Consider the following 16,896-nt stretch of genomic DNA (forward strand, 5'->3'; position numbering starts at 1 on the left):
TCGAATCTCGAATCTCGAATCTCGAATCTCGAATCTCGAATCTCGAATCTCGAATCTCGAATCGCTTACATGCGCTCTAGAGTGTCGATACCTAGAAGCGATAGACCTTGCTTGATCGTCTTCGCTGTTAGTGCAGCAAGCTTCAGACGGCTCTGCTTAACAGCTTCGTCTTCAGCAACTAGGATAGGGCACGCTTCGTAGAAGCTAGAGAATTGACCAGCTAGTTCGAACAGGTAGCTACACATGATGTGTGGTTGACCTTCACGAGCAACAGACTGAACTGCTTCTTCAAACTGTAGAAGTTTCGCGATAAGTGCTTTCTCTTTCTCTTCAGTGATTTTGATTTCACCTTCAAGAGAGTCCATAGAAATGCCAGCTTTAGCAAATACAGAAGCAACACGAGTGTATGCGTACTGCATGTATGGTGCTGTGTTGCCTTCGAATGCAAGCATGTTGTCCCAATCGAACACGTAGTCAGTAGTGCGGTGCTTAGAAAGGTCTGCGTACTTAACCGCTGCCATAGCAACAGTGTTCGCGATCGCTTTCTTCTCGTCTTCTGCTAGTTCTGGGTTCTTAGATTCGATTAGCTGCGCTGCACGAACTTCGGCTTCATCAAGAAGATCAGCAAGACGAACAGTACCGCCTGCACGAGTCTTGAATGGTTTACCGTCTTTACCTAGCATCATGCCGAATGCGTGGTGCTCAAGAGAAACAGATTCTGGGATGTAACCTGCTTTACGAACGATAGTCCAAGCTTGCATTAGGTGCTGGTGTTGACGTGAGTCGATGAAGTAAAGAACGCGGTCTGCGCCTAGTTCTTCAAAACGGTATTTTGCACAAGCAATGTCGGTTGTTGTGTAAAGGAAGCCGCCGTCGCGTTTCTGGATGATAACGCCCATTGGGTCACCATCTTTGTTTTTGTATTCGTCTAGGAATACAACTTGTGCGCCGTCATCTTCTTTAGCAAGACCTTGCTCTTTTAGGTCAGCAACAATAGTTGGAAGCATGTGGTTGTACATGCTTTCGCCCATTACGTCATCACGTGTTAGAGACACGTTTAGACGATCGTAGTTGCGTTGGTTTTGAATCATTGTTACGTCAACAAGCTTCTTCCACATCTCTGCGCAGAACTCGTCGCCGCTTTGCAGTTTAACAACGTAGCCACGTGCTTTAACTGCGAACTCTTCGTCTTCATCGTAGAGCTTTTTAGATTCACGGTAGAAGCCTTCAAGGTCAGCAAGTTCCATTGAAACTTCACCAGACTCAGCCTGAACGCGCTCAAGGTTTGCGATAAGCATACCAAATTGAGTACCCCAGTCACCGATGTGGTTAGCACGGATAACGTTGTGGCCTAGAAATTCTAGAGTACGAACTACTGCATCACCGATGATAGTTGAACGTAGGTGACCAACGTGCATTTCTTTAGCAACGTTTGGCGCAGAGTAATCCGCAACAATAGTTTGCGTTTCAGCAACGGCAACACCAAGGCGAGAGTCAGCCAATGCTGCGTCTGCTTGTTTGGCTAGGAAAGCTTCATCTAGGAAGATGTTTAGGAAACCTGGGCCTGCGATTTCTACTTTAGAAGCGATACCGTCTAGGTTTAGAACGTCCAATACTTTTTGAGCAAATTCTCGTGGGTTAGTGCCTAGTCGTTTAGCAACGCCCATAACGCCGTTTGCTTGGTAGTCACCAAACTGTGGTTTTGCAGATTGACGAACAGCAGCAGGAGAGCCTGCAGGTGCGCCAGCGGCTTCTAGAGCCTGAGATACTTTGTCATTAATAAGTGCTTGGATATTCACACGCGTTTCCTTCAATTCAAGGATGATAAGAGTGGCCGTTAATTCTTGGTCATTAAATTGGTTAATTATGCTTCTAGTTAACGATTTAATGCCAAAATCAGCAGCAGACTCTGTTTAAGTTCACAGAAATGGCGGTAATCATACCAATTTTGTGCGGTTTCTTATAGGTCGAATTGATAGAAAATTAACATTTCCTGAGTGGTTTTTGACAATCGACTTTTAGCAAGACGCGTTTGCATGTTTAAGGAGCGAAAAGAACATAGTTATTGAGTGTTTTTTGTAAAAGCAACGCTTGTTGCAAAAGGCAAAACTGATAACATGCAGCCATTATTTGGAGAACACAGACAATGATGATGAGCCTGAAGCAAGCTGAACTAGAACCACAACAAATGATCGCCCGCCTTGATACTTTTATGGCAAAAATCGAGAGCCTAGGAAATACATTAGGTTTGGATTTAAGCTTTGCTCAAGCGGATCATATTGCGCTGCGAATCAATGACACTGAGCTAGCGAAATCTGCCCATCAAGCGTGGTCTGAGTACGGCTCTATGATTTCTGAGGCGATGATTAATGGTCGTCCAATTGTGGTGTTGGCTTTCGATGAACCCTTGCAAAGCCTTGGCTGGAAAATTGAATGTTTGGAGCTGCCATATCCAGCAGAAGGTAAGATTTACCCAAGCCAAGATTGGGAACATGTAGAGTTTGTGATTCCTTCTCATGCCCAAACAGCTGATGAGTATCTAGCGGATCTTAAAGAAACTTACCCGCAGTTCGCTGCTAACTTTGAAACGCTGGGTGAGCAAGGCGTTAAGATCAAACTCTCTAGCCCGAAAGGCGAGGGTGAACGCTTGAATAACCCAACAGTGGCTTTTAAACATCAAGGGATTTGCATCAAGCTGCATCCACACTCTTTGAAGAAGATTGTGGAATCAGAACAGGCTTAATTTGAATAGAGAGTTGCTAGGAAAGAGATTCCTGATCTCGCCTTGGCTCGTCGGAATGACGGGGTGTTCGATGAAATTTTCCAGAGTCTATCTTTGGATAGTGACAGACTGAGCGTTCGAGAGCGTATGTTAGAGCCTATAGCTCGAAGGTTCATCACCGAGTTCGTCATTCCCGATAGCGACGAAGGAGCGTAGTCGGGAATCTCTCAAAGCGAGTCTGATCATCAGATACAAAAAACGCGCGATGGGCTTTCCCTATTGCGCGTTTTTTATTGGGTTCTAACTGGAAGTCTTACCGGAAATCGAATATCCGATTTACAGAATTACAGTCTTGTTGCCGTAAACAAACACATGATCATTGATCACCTTGTTTAACGCCTTACTTAATACATTCTTCTCTACGTCACGACCGGCTTGTGCCATGTCTTTCGCGCTGAAGTTGTGATCCACAGGGATAACATCTTGCTTGATGATTGGACCTTCATCCAAATCATTCGTCACAAAGTGTGCCGTTGCGCCAATGATCTTCACGCCGCGCTCATACGCTTGTTGGTATGGCTTCGCGCCAATAAATGCTGGCAAGAAGCTGTGGTGGATATTGATGATCTTGTGGTGGTATTTTTCAACAAAACCTGGTGTCAGCACTCGCATGTACTTAGCCAAAACAAGGTAATCCGCCTCGTACTGGTCAATCACTTCTAGCATCTTCTTCTCATGTTCTTCACGGTTTAGCCCTTCGTGAGAAACATGGTGGTAAGGGATGTCAAAACGCTCGGTTAGGCTTTGTAGAATGTCGTAGTTACCGACAACGGCCGCAATTTCAACGTCTAAGCTGCCATCGAAGTTCTTCATTAGAATGTCGCCAAGGCAGTGTGCTTCCTTGGTCACGAGTATCACAACACGCTTGCGAGACGAATCAACAAGCTTACGTTTCGTATTTGGTGGCAGGGCTTGGTCTAAATCGGCAAGCAAGGTTTCATCATTGAAATAGCCTTCCAGCTCGGTGCGCATAAAGAAGTGGCCACTTGTGTTATCTACGAACTCATTGTTGTGAATAATATTGAGTTGGTGCTTATAACAAATATTGGTGATCTTAGAGATGAGGCCCGGGGCATCAGTACAATGTGTTAGTAAAGTTTTTCTTTCCATTTGCATCTTACTTCCATGAAATGTTGCACTTATTATATGAAATAGGGATTCTTCAAATTTAATGCAGGCCGTCGAACGGTGAACTGAGCCGCAATATCACCGTTATAATTAATCTATTATCAAGTTGGTTTCAACAAATTCTGCTGCTGATTTATTTCTTTGATAAATTGTTTGATATAGAAATATCAGTTTTTAGATAGAAAAACAGGCAGAAGCTTCATTTTTAAAAGTTTTGACCGTAGTACGCATTTGAACTTCAACCGAGGCATTTACGCCTTGGCCAAAAATAGAGGTGATACTTATGGATAAAGAGTTACTAGCCAAAAAACTGTACTGCAAGCGAGTGAATTCATTGGCGAGAGGTGCCGAATTAGATGGTCATGTTCTAGATGAAATGTGGGAAAGTAAGACCTCACCAACCGATGCAGCGAAAGCCATACAGCCTGGTGATAACCATTTTGAAGGTGCTCCTTGGCTATCACGTTATCTCAGTCGAAAATAAAAACGATTCTCTAATTCCTACTTCTTCAATTCTTACCTTCAAGGTAACTTAAGCCACGTCAAGCCAAGCCAAACACCTCCGGTGCGAAGTCATTCTTGATTCGCGCCGGCTCACTAAACCTGCCATAATTCTCCTTCTCTTTTTCTAAACTTCGTACTCTATGATATCTAAAACGTTTTCTGCTGATGGCGCTCTGGGCAAAGCTATCCCTGGGTTTCAACCAAGACAAGCTCAGTTAGACATGGCTGAAGCGGTTTCACAAGCTATTGAAAATCAAAGCCAGTTGGTTGTTGAGGCTGGAACAGGTACTGGTAAGACGTTTGCTTACCTAGTGCCTGCGCTGCTTAGTGGCAAGAAAACCATCATTAGTACGGGGTCTAAAAACCTTCAAGAGCAGCTGTTTCACCGAGATTTACCCTTGATGGTCGATGCGCTTGGCTTTTATGGTCAAGTTGCGTTGCTCAAAGGACGTTCAAACTATTTGTGTTTGGACAGACTCAGCCGCCAAATGATCGAGAGTCATGGTGCTCATACCGATCCAACGCTGCTGGCTCAGTTAGTCAAAGTTCGTAGTTGGTCGTCATCCACTCAAACGGGTGATTTAGGCGATTGTGATGATATCGCTGAAGACAGCCCGGTTATTCCAACCATTACCTCGACCAATGATAATTGCTTGGGTAAAGAGTGCCCAAGCTATACCGATTGCTTTGTGCTTAAAGCGCGTAAAAAAGCGATGGATTCCGATGTGGTGGTCGTAAATCACCACCTTTTCCTAGCTGATTTGGCGATCAAAGAAACCGGATTTGGCGAATTGATACCTGAAGCTGACGTGTTTATTTTCGATGAAGCACATCAACTTCCTGACATCGCCAGCCAGTACTTCGGACAATCGGTTTCCAGTCGACAGATCCAAGAGTTAGCCAAAGACATTGAAATTGCTTACCGAACTGAAGCCAAAGACATGCGTCAGCTACAGAAAGTAGGGGATAGGCTCGTTCAATCGTCAGCCGATCTGCGTATTGTGCTTGGTGATACCGGCTTTCGTGGTAACTGGCGCGAAGCTTTGAAATCCGAGTCGATTGCACGCGAGTTAGTTCGTTTGCAAGATGCTCTGCAACTTGCTGTTGATGTATTGAAGTTAGCACTTGGGCGAAGCCAGCTGTTAGATACCGCTTTCGAACGCGCAAATATGATTAAGTCGCGTATCGAACGTGTGTGCGATGTGTCGATCACTGGCTATTCGTATTGGTATGACACTACACCGCGCCACTTTGCTCTGCACATCACGCCTCTTTCGGTTGCCGATAAATTCCACGAACAAATCGAGCTTAAACCGGGTGCTTGGGTGTTTACTTCAGCAACGCTAGCGGTGTCGGATGATTTCGACCATTTCACCTCTCGACTCGGGTTAAAACCGTCAGCACAGTTTTCACTGCCAAGCCCGTTTGACTATCCAAATCAGGCGCGTTTGTGTGTGCCTCGCTATCTTCCCGAACCAAATAGCCCAGGCTTAGCGGATAAGCTAGTAAGAATGTTGGCTCCTGTGATTGAGCAAAACCAAGGTCGCTGTTTCTTTTTGTGCACCTCACACAGCATGATGAAAGAGTTGGGGGAGCGATTCCGTGAAACGCTCTCGGTTCCAGTTCTGCTACAAGGTGAGACAAGTAAGCAAAAAACCTTAGCCGAATTCATGGAATTAGGTAACGCATTGCTGGTGGCCACTGGCGCCTTCTGGGAAGGTATAGATGTTAGGGGCGACGCATTAAGCTGTGTTATCATCGATAAATTGCCCTTTACCGCCCCAGACGACCCGTTACTTAAGGCTCGAATCGAGGACTGTAAGCTAAAAGGGGGTGATCCTTTTGCACAAGTACAGTTACCAGACGCAGTGATTACCTTGAAACAAGGTGTTGGCCGATTAATACGTGATAAACGTGATAATGGCGCTTTAATTATTTGCGATAACCGCTTGGTGACCCGCGATTACGGTGGTGTGTTTTTGGCGAGTTTACCGCCTATCCCACGTACCCGTGACTTAGGGATCATTAAAGAATTCTTAGCTAAAGACCATTCAACCGCTGCTGAGTAATTGGCATTGTTGAGCTTAGCCATTATTTTTAGATTAGATAACGAATATTTGAGACACGAATGAGCGCGAAAATTCTTGCAGTAGATACCGCAACTGAAAACTGTTCAGTTGCACTAGTAATGGGTGACCAGGTGTTCGCACGTAGCGAAGAGGCTCCTCGAGACCATACGAAAAAAATTCTACCTATGGTTGATGAAGTACTGAAAGAAGCGAATGTCGCTTTAACCGATATCGACGCAATCGCGTTTGGCCAAGGTCCAGGCAGTTTCACGGGTGTGCGTATTGGTATCGGTATTGCTCAAGGCTTGGCTTTTGGTGCGGATTTACCGATGATCGGTGTGTCTACACTGGCAGCGATGGCGCAAGGCAGCTACCGTAAATTTGGTGAAACTCACGTAGCTACAGCGATTGATGCTCGCATGAGTGAAGTATATTGGGCTCGTTACAGCCGTGAAGACGATGGTCGTTGGACTGCGGTTGATGCGGAATGTGTCACGCCTCCAAGCGAATTAGCTGCGCAGCTTGAAGTGGATTCTGAGACATGGGCAAAAGTCGGCACCGGTTGGGAAGCGTATGCAGAGCACATGGACACACTAGCGATTAACACCAAAGCGTGTGAAGTCCTGTTTCCAGAAGCTCAAGACATGGCGCTCCTTGCTCAATTTGCTTATGCAGAAGGTAAAGCGGTTGCAGCAGAAGAGTCTGAGCCTGTTTATCTTCGCGATAAAGTGACGTGGAAAAAACTGCCAGGTCGCGAGTAAATACGTATTATTTTGGCTTTGCATTCACTTTGCAGAGCCAAAATAAAAACAGATACACAATCATTAACATCAGGTAATAAACTCTTTAAGCATGGTTTCACTTAACGGCTTACCTCCTTCTTCGATAGGCAATACATCCAAAACCAATCGAACCAACAAAAAGAACGAGGTAAAAAAAGGCGATGCAAAAACCTCAGTTGGTCAGCCAACTAAGGTCGCGAATGCTGTCTCGCATTCGATTCGCCAAGTCAAAGAATCTGAGATCCACAAAGCTCAGGTTCAATATGATCTTCCAGAAGGGCGCGGACGACGTGCGATGGAGGAGTATATGGACGTGATGAATCAAGCTAAAAAAGAGGAACTTGCGAAGCTTATTGGGGTCGATATTTATATCTAGCTTTGTGCTTTCATTTATCCTTTTCTAAGGACCAGCATTATGTTTTCTCTCATTTCTAAATCTCGCTTATTTTTCCTTGTCGCCTTCTCTTCGATGGTGATGGGTTGCTCATCTCTACCAGAAGAACTTAATGCAAACTCTGAACAGGTGGTAACTGACTACCAAGAGTGGGTAAACACAGTGCCAGACGCTGGTGATGTTCGTTTAGGTGGTGTGATTGCTAAAGTCACTAACTTACAAGATAAGACTCGTGTTGAAGTGGTTAACTTGCCTATCTCAAGCAACGGTAAGCCAGATATTGATGCCGAGCCAAAAGGGCGTTTTGTTGGTTACATTGATGGTTACGTAGAACCTTTGAGCTTTGCTGAAGGCCGTTTAGTCACCTTGGTTGGAACATCAAGTGGTACTGAAGATGGCACCGTTGGTGATTACCCTTATACCTTCCCAGTAATGAATGTCTACAACCAACGTTTATGGCAGATCACCGAGCGAGTGGTCATCAACGACTTTGCGCCAACCTATTACTCTTGCCGCAGTTTGCATTGTCGCAGCTTTCAAACCATGCCTAAGTCAGGCCGTGTGATTCAAGATGTGGAATAGTCGAACCTGAAATCGACACACTAAACGATAGGGACACCATACAATCAATGATTGAAAAGTCATATTCCCTTGCGAGCGGGACGCTTGCAACACAACAGATTGGCAACTCAAAAACGACCGCAACGACGGTCGTTTTTATTCATGGTTGGCTAGATAATTCTGCAAGTTTCACTCAGGTTATGCCGCAAATAGCCAAGCTTTCTCCAGATACTCACCTCGTTGCTATCGATCTCTTCGGACACGGTTTCTCGTCGCATAAACCGGGGAGTTATTACCCATTTCACGACTATATTGATGATTTGCATCAGTTGGTGACCAAATTATCGCCAAACAGACTGGTACTGGTAGGACATTCACTTGGTGCATTGATCGCAAGTTGCTATAGTGCCGCCTTTCCTGAAAAGGTGTCAGGATTAATTCAAATTGAAGGTCATGGACCTCTTTCAGAAGCTCCCTACGAAACAGTCTCTCGTTTGAGAGATGGGGTACTCAGTCGTCTTCGACAGCGAAGAAAGCCTTCACGTCCTCTGGCAAGTCTTGAGGATGCTATTAAGCTGAGAGCTCACGCCAATCAAATCAAAGCAGAACTCATTGCTCCTATTGTTGAACGAGGAATCGTTGAGCTAAGTAATGTTGATCGGACTGTTGTTGCTAAAGCTGCTTTTGATCAAGCGACTGTAGATCAAGTTGCTCTTAGTCAAGCGACTGTAGATCAAGGTATTGCCGAGTTCGATAACTCTTGGCAATGGAGATGCGACCCTAACCTAAAATGTGACTCGTTATATCGAATGTCACAAGCGCATGCTGAAGCGATCATGGCGGCTATTGAATGCCCTCAATTAATAGTTTTAGGAAATGATGGATTCCGACATTTGCAGCATAATCGCTACAAATCAGCCCATAGTTCTCTGAATATAGAGACTGTTCCTGGCGGACATCATTGCCATTTAGAGAGCCCAGAGCTAGTTTCAGAGCTAATTCTTGGTGTAGTTAACAAAATTTAAACAAGTGTTTGAGCCTTTTAGTGCTCATGCACTAAAGCTGTGCTGTAATACCGCAATGATAAAAAGCGGCGAAGCAGTCGTCAGCTGATAAACGAGGAGTAACATAGTGGACAAACCTTGGCTTTCACGTTATCCAAGTGACGTACCAGAGACGATCAACCCAGATCAGTACCCATCTCTTATTGAAATGTTCGAACAGTCGGTACAGAAGTACGCAGACCAACCAGCATTCGAGAACATGGGGTCTATCATGACATTCCGTAAGCTTGAAGAGCGCAGTCGTGCTTTTGCTGCTTACCTGCAGAATGATCTAAAACTGAAGAAAGGCGATCGTGTCGCGCTGATGATGCCAAACCTGCTGCAATACCCAATTGCACTCTTTGGTGTACTGCGTGCAGGTATGATTGCAGTGAACGTCAACCCACTGTACACGCCTCGTGAACTTGAACATCAATTGAATGACTCTGGCGCAAAGGCGATTGTTATCGTTTCTAACTTTGCGAGCACGCTAGAGAAAGTCGTTGATAAAACTCCGGTTAAACACGTTGTGCTAACCAGCTTGGGGCAAATGCTGCCACGAGCGAAAGGTACGATTGTCGACTTCGTAGTGAAATACGTAAAAGGCATGGTGCCTAAGTACGATCTGCCGGGTGCTATCTCATTTCGAAAAGCACTGCACAAAGGCCGTCGCCTACAGTACGTGAAGCCATTTATGGCGGGCGATGACATCGCATTCCTACAGTACACCGGTGGTACAACGGGCGTAGCGAAGGGCGCAATCCTAACGCACCGCAATATGATTGCGAACGTACTGCAAGCGAAAGGGGCATATAGCCCTGTTCTGCAAGAAGGCCGTGAATTGGTGGTAACGGCATTGCCGCTTTACCATGTATTTGCTCTTACCGTGAACTGCTTATTGTTTGTTGAGATGGGTGGCCGTAACCTTCTGATTACTAACCCTCGTGACATTCCTGGCTTTATTAAAGAGCTGCAAAAGGTTCCGTTTACCGCGATTACTGGCGTAAACACCTTGTTCAATGCGCTCGTGAATAACGAAGATTTCCACGAGTTGGATTTCAGTAATATGCGTTTATCTGTTGGCGGTGGTATGGCGGTTCAACGCGCTGTTGCTGAGCAATGGAAGAAAGCGACAGGTGTCCACCTACTTGAAGGCTATGGTTTAACCGAGTGTGCTCCTTTGGTCACGGGTAACCCATATGATCTGAAAGACTACACAGGTGCAATCGGCCTACCAGTACCTTCAACAGAAGTTCGTATTGTTGATGATGAAGGTAAAGTGGTTGGCAATGACCAAGTGGGTGAATTGCAGGTTCGTGGTCCTCAAGTGATGCAAGGCTACTGGCAACGTCCAGAAGCGACCAAAGAAGTGATCGACCAAGATGGTTGGTTATCGACGGGTGATATCGTTAAATTTGATGACGAAGGCTTGTTGTACATCGTAGACCGTAAGAAAGACATGATTCTAGTGTCGGGCTTCAACGTTTACCCGAACGAGATCGAAGACGTAGTGGCTCTGCATGGCAAAGTGTTAGAAGTTGCGGCTATCGGCCAACCTCATGAGGTGTCTGGTGAGCTGGTTAAGATTTACGTTGTGAAACGTGACCCTAGCCTAACCAAAGAAGACATTATCGCGCACTGCCGTGAACACCTAACTGGCTACAAGATCCCTAAATTGATTGAGTTCCGTGAAGAACTACCAAAAACCAATGTAGGTAAGATCTTGCGCCGAGTGCTTCGTGAAGAAAACGACGCAGAGCTTGCCAAACGCGCAAGCGAGTAATGCACGGGTTTGCGAGAAATTAGCCCCCGAAACCATTCAGGCGCTTAATCTAAGCGAGCGCTGAAAAATGGTGTTAGAATGCCGACAGTTAATGTCGGCATTTTTGTATCCGGCGATCAAAGTAAAATCAGTGAGAGTTTTTGTGGATTATCAAATCATTACCCAATTGAAAGACCTTGAGCGAGTTTGCCAACAAGCACGTGAAGCCGATGTCGTTATGCTTGATACGGAGTTCGTTCGTACTAGAACCTATTACCCTCAATTAGGCTTGATTCAGTTATTTGATGGTGAAATGCTGTCACTGATTGACCCTATTGCTCTTGATGACATGACACCGTTCGTTACCTTGTTGAAAGACGCATCAGTATTGAAAGTGCTGCACGCGTGCGGTGAAGATTTGGAAGTGTTCCAGAACGCATTTGGCTGTACACCAACACCAATGGTTGATACACAGATCATGGCGGCTTTCTTAGGTCATGGTTTATCAACGGGCTTTGCTGCTCTGGTTTCAGAGTTTGTCGGTGTCGATCTCGATAAGAGTGAATCTCGCACAGACTGGCTAGCGCGTCCGCTTTCTCAAAAACAATTGGACTACGCAGCAGCAGACGTGCATTACCTAATGCCAATGTACAACAAGCTTCTAGAAAAAGTGATGGAAGCTGGCTGGTGGGAAGCGGCTCAGCAAGAGTCTGATTTACAAGTTGCCAAGCGCATTCGTAAAGTAAACCCAGATACAGCCTACCTTGATATTAAAGGGGCGTGGCAGCTTAAACCTAAGCAATTAGCGATCTTACGACCTCTAGCAACTTGGCGTCTAAAAGAAGCAATCAAGCGCGATTTAGCGCTGAACTTTGTCTTCAAAGAACAAGACCTATGGGCTGTGGCGCGTTTTGCGATGAAAGATCCCAAGCACATGGAGCAAGAGGGTTTTGATTACCGCTCTGTGCGTCGCCATGGTGCGAAGATCAGCTCAATCGTAAAGTTAGCGGAACATACACCAGAAGAAGAGTACCCAGCACCAGTAGAACGTCTAATGGACTTCCCTGGCTACAAGCAACTGTTCAAAGTGCTGAAAGATGAAGTGAAAACAGCATCACAACACAGTGGTTTGGCGACGGAATTCTTGGCATCGAAGAAGCAACTTAACCAAATGTTAAGCTGGGTGTGGAAGCACGATCGTAACCCAGAAAAGCTGCCTGATGTTATGCAAGGCTGGCGTTTAGATGTGGTTGGCGAAAAGCTGAGTAAAGCGATCAAATAACCGCTTGCTGCTTTAAAGCCTAACTTAGTTACAGTTATAAACTGCACATACAAAAAAGAGAGCCTAGGCTCTCTTTTTTATTCAATCAATACAAGCAAGTGTATTACCTGCCAATCTTGTTCAGAAAGATTATCGATCTTCTTCTGGAAGCTTAACATTCAACTCTAACACTGAGATGTCGTCATCTTTGTGTTCAAAAGTCAGATCAACCATTGATGGATCGACCTCAACGTACTTGGCAATACACTTCAAGATGTCTTCTTTTAGTTGCGGCAGGTAAGACGGCGCTGGGTCGTCATGGCTGCGTCGTTCGGCAACAATGATCTGCAAACGTTCTTTGGCTAGGTTTGCGGTTGTCTTTTTCTGTGGTCTAAAAAACTCTAATAATGACATTGTGCATTAGCCCCCGAACAGTCGTTTGAAGATGCCTTTCTTCTGTTCCGTTAAGAAGCGGAAGTCAACTTGGCTACCCAGTAGTCGCTCTACAGTATCATTGTAAGCCATACCTGCGTCGGTTGCTTCGTCAAAGATAACTGGAACACCCTTGTTCGATGCGTTCAGTACCGCTTGGCTCTCTGGAATTACACCCAGTAGAGAGATGTGCAGGATTTCTTCAACGTCTTCAACACTGAGCATCTCACCTTGAGTTACACGTGCTGGGTTGTAGCGAGTCAATAGAAGGTGTGTTTTCACTGGCTCTAAGCCGTCTTCAGAACGACGAGATTTAGAGTCAAGAATACCTAGAATACGGTCTGAATCGCGTACTGAAGAGACTTCTGGGTTGGTGGTTACAATCGCTTCATCAGCGAAGTACAACGCCATAAGAGCGCCTTGTTCGATACCCGCAGGAGAATCACAGATGATGAAATCAAAGCCCATTTCATCCAGTTCATCAAATACACGACGAACACCATCTTTTGTTAGTGCGTCTTTATCACGAGTTTGAGAAGCAGGAAGAATGAACAGGTTCTCTGTGCGCTTGTCTTTGATCATCGCTTGGTTCAGCGTCGCTTCACCATTGATAACATTAACGAAGTCGTACACAACACGACGCTCACAACCCATGATTAAATCTAGGTTACGCAGACCGATATCAAAGTCGATAACTGCGGTTTTCTTTCCTTTTAAAGCCAGACCCGAGGCAATAGCTGCACTGGAGGTCGTTTTGCCTACCCCGCCTTTACCTGACGTTACAACGATAATGCGTGCCATTCTGTTTTCCTTTTATTTCTCTTATATTGCGAGGACATCAACGTGTAATACATCGTTTGCCATACTGAACATGGTTTTCTTCTGCCAGTACTCGCTTTCAATTTGATCGCTGAGCCAGTAATTTCCAGCAATGGAAACCAGCTCGGCTTGTAAGTCATTACAAATTATTTTTGCTTCAGTTTGACCACTTGCACCTGCAATCGCACGGCCGCGTAAAGTGCCATGAATATGGATGCTGCCATCGGCAATCACTTCCGCGCCTGCACTCACATGGCTGAGTATCAATAGATCGCCATCTTTCGCATAAACCTGCTGACCAGAACGAATAGGGGTTCTAATCACTTTGATTGGTGCCATTTTCGCTGGAGCTTGAGATGGCGACTTGCTTGCCGTCATCACTGCAAAACCGGCTTCTTTAGCGAGGTTTTGCATTCGCTTATCAGAACAGCCTGCCACACCAACCGGGATCATGCCCGCTTGAGATATACCATTTTTAAGTTGCACAAAATCGATATCGCCCGCGACTTTACTGATGTTGATAACAACAGGTGCGGCAGCGAAAAACGTAGGTGCTTGGTCTACTTTCTCTTGAAGAAAAGAGACTGCATTTTCGACTTGATCATCGGATAAGTGCAAAACAGATAGCGTAAAGCTGCTACCTTTTAGATCTGGGTTACTAGACATCGAAAAACTACAGGACCTCAATAGCGGATTAGTACAATTTCTTTATCAATAAAATAAAGGGCATTGCCTGAAACTAGGTTTATCATGTTATATTCCCAAACCAAGCACAGCAAGTAATCTTGTTGTCAAATGGACGTTTTGTTCCCAATATTTCCCTAACATAAACTATTGATCTCGCAAGTGAGAGTTTTGTAGTCATAATCAATTAAAAGGTTTGTCATGCTGTGTTCTATATATAAAAGCTCAAAGAAAGAAGGAACATACCTTTATATCCCTAAGAAGGATGATTTTTCACAAGTTCCTGACGCATTGATGCAAATGTTTGGTAAACCTAGTTTTGTAATGGTAATTAAAATGGATGGCCGTAAACTGGCTCAAGTAAACATCGAAAAAGTGAAAGAATCACTGAATACCGATGGTTTCTTTTTACAGGTTCCGCCACCACCAGTTAACGAACTTGAGCTTCATAAAGAGCGTAAAGCTCAACAGAAATCTCAAGACGAAGAGTGATAGCCACCTCAATTCAAGGAGGAGTGATCGTTGAGTAAATTTTCGAAAACCATATTGGCTGTGTCGGCATTACTATTGGGTAATAGCCTGACCATAAGTTCAGTACAAGCTGAAGAACTGAGCTTCGAGCAATATGTAGAAAAACTAAAACAACAAGGCCGTGAAGAAGGCATCTCTGAAGCGATCATTGATGAAGCCTTTGATGGTGTAACGTTTAAGCCAAGAGCGGTAAAAGCCGACAAAAACCAACCTGAGAAAAAACTGACTCTGGATGAATACATTCCACGAGCGGTTCCAGATTGGAAAGTGAAGCAAGCAAGGTCACTCTATAAGGAACACTACACCGCGTTAAAGCGTATTGGTGATGAATATGGTGTTCAACCAAGGTTCATTGTCGCGCTATGGGGCGTTGAGAGTAATTTTGGTAAGTTCACCGGTAATTACAGCGTTATCGACGCCCTAACGACCATGGCTTATGAAGGACGCCGAGAAGCTTTCTTCCGTAGCGAAGCGATGGCGGCATTGAAGATTCTTGATCAAGGCCATATTGCACCAAAAGAGATGAAAGGCTCTTGGGCTGGTGCGATGGGTCAACCGCAGTTTATGCCAAGCTCATTCTTAGCGTATGCCGCTGATGGCAGTGGTGATGGCAAGAAAGATATTTGGGGCACTGAAGAAGACGTATTTGCTTCAGCGGCCAATTATCTCAGCCAATCAGGATGGGATGACAAATATACTTGGGGTCGTCAGGTTCATGTTCCGTCAACCGTGTCGATCGATTTACAAGGTCGAGACGCAGACAAAGCGAAATACTTAAAAGAGTGGTCTGAACTCGGTATTAAACGCTATGACGATCGCCCACTGCCAACGCTTGATGAAGACATTAAAGCTTGGTTGATAATGCCAGATGACGAAGCCGGTCGTTCGTACCTCATTTACAACAACTACAATGTGTTAATGAAGTGGAACCGTTCTTACTACTTTGCTTTGGCTGTAAGCCATCTAGCCGACAGAATTAAGTTTGATTAATCGACCTAATTTGATTTGTAGACTTAGTTTGATTAACAGACCTAAGTCGCTTTGAATAGCATTTGGCCTACCATAGGCAGAACGAACTAAAGGACTCTTCGGAGTCCTTTTTGATTTTATATTTCAGAGATTTAATAAGGTGATCTTGTGCTAACAGATAGAGCTGCACAGATGGTGATATTCCATGCGCTGATCAAGCACGAAGGCTTTACCAGTGCTGCAAAAAGCTTGAACGTTTCGGTGTCTCATATCAGTAAGCAAGTCGCTTTGCTTGAAGACTCAATCGGCATCAAGTTGGTACAACGAACCACACGAAGCCTCACGCTGACTGAAGCGGGAGACGTGTTCTATCAACATTGTGAGCAGCTGTTTAACACGGTGAAAGCAGCTCAGATGGATATGGATAGCCAGCGCGATGATATCTCTGGAATACTACGCGTCGGTTTGTCGCAGTCATTTGGCACACTCCATATCATTCCGGCGATTGATCAACTCAGACAGCTTTATCCTCAGTTGAGAATCGAGGTCCACTTGTTCGACTATAAGGTGGACATGATTGAAGAGCGCTTGGACCTATGGATCACCAACAACGAAGATCTGCCAGAAGGTTATATTGCTCAGCGATTGGCTGACAGCCAGTTTGTGGTGGCTGCATCACCGGACTATTTGATTAAGGCCGGGACGCCACATGTGCCTTCTGATCTGATTGACCATAACTGTCTTATCTATCGCAGCCGTGAACGAGATTACACCTCGTGGGCATTTGATAATGGCCAAGAGAACCTTAGCGTTAAAGTAGCGGGTGATTACTCGGTGGATCTAGCTGAGGCCGTGCGAGACGCAGCCGTATCAGGGTGGGGTGTGGCTTACTTAGCAACTTACTTAGTAAAAGAAGAGTTTAGAACGGGCAAATTAATCCAAGTTTTGCCGGAATGGAGAGCCAGTCAGCTGATGCCATTCTATGCCGTTTACCCGAGCCGAAAGAATATGCCGAAGAAGCTTTCGGCAGTGATTGAGTTCATTAAAGATCATATCGGGTCGCCGACGTATTGGGACAAAAACCTCAAAACTTGCGTTGAACTGCATCGCTAACTGTTTCCTAATCTATAAATATAATTTCCATATGGAAAAAGTACGCTTTTTAATCAAAGTTA

General features: G+C 45.0%; 17 protein-coding genes. 12 read left to right on the plus strand and 5 right to left on the minus strand.

The window, feature by feature from the left end:
- Positions 1 to 65: 65 nt before the first annotated feature.
- On the minus strand, positions 66 to 1,799 hold the full coding sequence (gene argS / locus AB6E52_RS14200; RefSeq protein ID WP_017067376.1) for an arginine--tRNA ligase: 1,734 nt from the start codon (positions 1,797 to 1,799) through the stop codon (positions 66 to 68).
- A gap of 347 nt (positions 1,800 to 2,146) precedes the next feature.
- Here argS and AB6E52_RS14205 point away from each other — a divergent pair, with 347 nt between their 5' ends.
- On the plus strand, positions 2,147 to 2,743 hold the full coding sequence (locus AB6E52_RS14205; protein ID WP_017070298.1) for a VOC family protein: 597 nt from the start codon (positions 2,147 to 2,149) through the stop codon (positions 2,741 to 2,743).
- A 315-nt stretch (positions 2,744 to 3,058) separates the two neighbouring features.
- On the opposite strand, the gene purU is transcribed toward AB6E52_RS14205, so the two are convergent.
- Positions 3,059 to 3,892, minus strand: coding sequence for a formyltetrahydrofolate deformylase (gene purU, locus AB6E52_RS14210; protein ID WP_029235131.1), 834 nt, complete (start codon positions 3,890 to 3,892; stop codon positions 3,059 to 3,061).
- 301 nt (positions 3,893 to 4,193) lie between these two features.
- On the opposite strand from purU, the gene AB6E52_RS14215 reads away from it, so the two are divergent.
- From AB6E52_RS14215 to rnd, 8 genes are all read left to right on the plus strand, one after another.
- Complete coding sequence (locus tag AB6E52_RS14215; protein ID WP_102320167.1) at positions 4,194 to 4,394, plus strand: hypothetical protein; 201 nt, start codon at positions 4,194 to 4,196, stop codon at positions 4,392 to 4,394.
- Between the two features lie 160 nt (positions 4,395 to 4,554).
- Positions 4,555 to 6,483 carry an ATP-dependent DNA helicase gene (locus AB6E52_RS14220; RefSeq protein ID WP_102320168.1) on the plus strand — a complete coding sequence of 643 codons (1,929 nt, stop codon included), beginning with the start codon at positions 4,555 to 4,557 and terminating at the stop codon, positions 6,481 to 6,483.
- Positions 6,484 to 6,542: 59 nt separating this feature from the next.
- Positions 6,543 to 7,244, plus strand: coding sequence for a tRNA (adenosine(37)-N6)-threonylcarbamoyltransferase complex dimerization subunit type 1 TsaB (tsaB, locus tag AB6E52_RS14225; protein ID WP_102320169.1), 702 nt, complete (start codon positions 6,543 to 6,545; stop codon positions 7,242 to 7,244).
- A 91-nt stretch (positions 7,245 to 7,335) separates the two neighbouring features.
- On the plus strand, positions 7,336 to 7,641 hold the full coding sequence (locus tag AB6E52_RS14230) for a hypothetical protein (RefSeq protein WP_004734193.1): 306 nt from the start codon (positions 7,336 to 7,338) through the stop codon (positions 7,639 to 7,641).
- Between the two features lie 39 nt (positions 7,642 to 7,680).
- On the plus strand, positions 7,681 to 8,241 hold the full coding sequence (locus tag AB6E52_RS14235; RefSeq protein ID WP_017079484.1) for a Slp family lipoprotein: 561 nt from the start codon (positions 7,681 to 7,683) through the stop codon (positions 8,239 to 8,241).
- 47 nt (positions 8,242 to 8,288) lie between these two features.
- Positions 8,289 to 9,245: an alpha/beta fold hydrolase gene (locus tag AB6E52_RS14240; RefSeq protein ID WP_102320170.1), complete on the plus strand. Its 957-nt coding sequence runs from the start codon at positions 8,289 to 8,291 to the stop codon at positions 9,243 to 9,245.
- Positions 9,246 to 9,351: 106 nt separating this feature from the next.
- Positions 9,352 to 11,046, plus strand: a complete 1,695-nt coding sequence (gene fadD, locus AB6E52_RS14245) for a long-chain-fatty-acid--CoA ligase FadD (RefSeq protein ID WP_004734190.1) — start codon at positions 9,352 to 9,354, stop codon at positions 11,044 to 11,046.
- Positions 11,047 to 11,188: 142 nt separating this feature from the next.
- Entirely contained in the window at positions 11,189 to 12,307 is a 1,119-nt protein-coding gene (gene rnd, locus AB6E52_RS14250; protein ID WP_017067370.1) for a ribonuclease D, read from the plus strand.
- A 129-nt stretch (positions 12,308 to 12,436) separates the two neighbouring features.
- Here rnd and minE read toward each other — a convergent pair whose 3' ends face one another.
- Genes minE through minC form a run of 3 tightly spaced genes read right to left on the minus strand, consistent with a single transcriptional unit; the run spans position 12,437 to position 14,203 of the window.
- Positions 12,437 to 12,700 carry a cell division topological specificity factor MinE gene (gene minE / locus AB6E52_RS14255; protein ID WP_010436847.1) on the minus strand — a complete coding sequence of 88 codons (264 nt, stop codon included), beginning with the start codon at positions 12,698 to 12,700 and terminating at the stop codon, positions 12,437 to 12,439.
- 6 nt (positions 12,701 to 12,706) lie between these two features.
- A complete protein-coding gene (gene minD / locus AB6E52_RS14260) occupies positions 12,707 to 13,519 on the minus strand; it encodes a septum site-determining protein MinD (protein ID WP_009848498.1) in 813 nt (270 codons plus the stop codon).
- Between the two features lie 21 nt (positions 13,520 to 13,540).
- Positions 13,541 to 14,203, minus strand: a complete 663-nt coding sequence (gene minC, locus AB6E52_RS14265; RefSeq protein WP_017063419.1) for a septum site-determining protein MinC — start codon at positions 14,201 to 14,203, stop codon at positions 13,541 to 13,543.
- A 219-nt stretch (positions 14,204 to 14,422) separates the two neighbouring features.
- Here minC and AB6E52_RS14270 point away from each other — a divergent pair, with 219 nt between their 5' ends.
- From AB6E52_RS14270 to AB6E52_RS14280, 3 genes are all read left to right on the plus strand, one after another.
- Positions 14,423 to 14,713 (plus strand): YcgL domain-containing protein, encoded by a 291-nt coding sequence (locus tag AB6E52_RS14270; RefSeq protein WP_017062372.1) that lies wholly within the window; start codon positions 14,423 to 14,425, stop codon positions 14,711 to 14,713.
- A 30-nt stretch (positions 14,714 to 14,743) separates the two neighbouring features.
- A complete protein-coding gene (locus tag AB6E52_RS14275) occupies positions 14,744 to 15,742 on the plus strand; it encodes a lytic transglycosylase domain-containing protein (protein WP_102320172.1) in 999 nt (332 codons plus the stop codon).
- A 171-nt stretch (positions 15,743 to 15,913) separates the two neighbouring features.
- Positions 15,914 to 16,834 (plus strand): LysR family transcriptional regulator, encoded by a 921-nt coding sequence (locus tag AB6E52_RS14280; protein WP_017063421.1) that lies wholly within the window; start codon positions 15,914 to 15,916, stop codon positions 16,832 to 16,834.
- Positions 16,835 to 16,896 lie beyond the last annotated feature (62 nt).

It is taken from the genome of Vibrio sp. 10N.247.311.13, from assembly GCF_041467595.1.
Classification (GTDB): domain Bacteria; phylum Pseudomonadota; class Gammaproteobacteria; order Enterobacterales; family Vibrionaceae; genus Vibrio; species Vibrio crassostreae_C.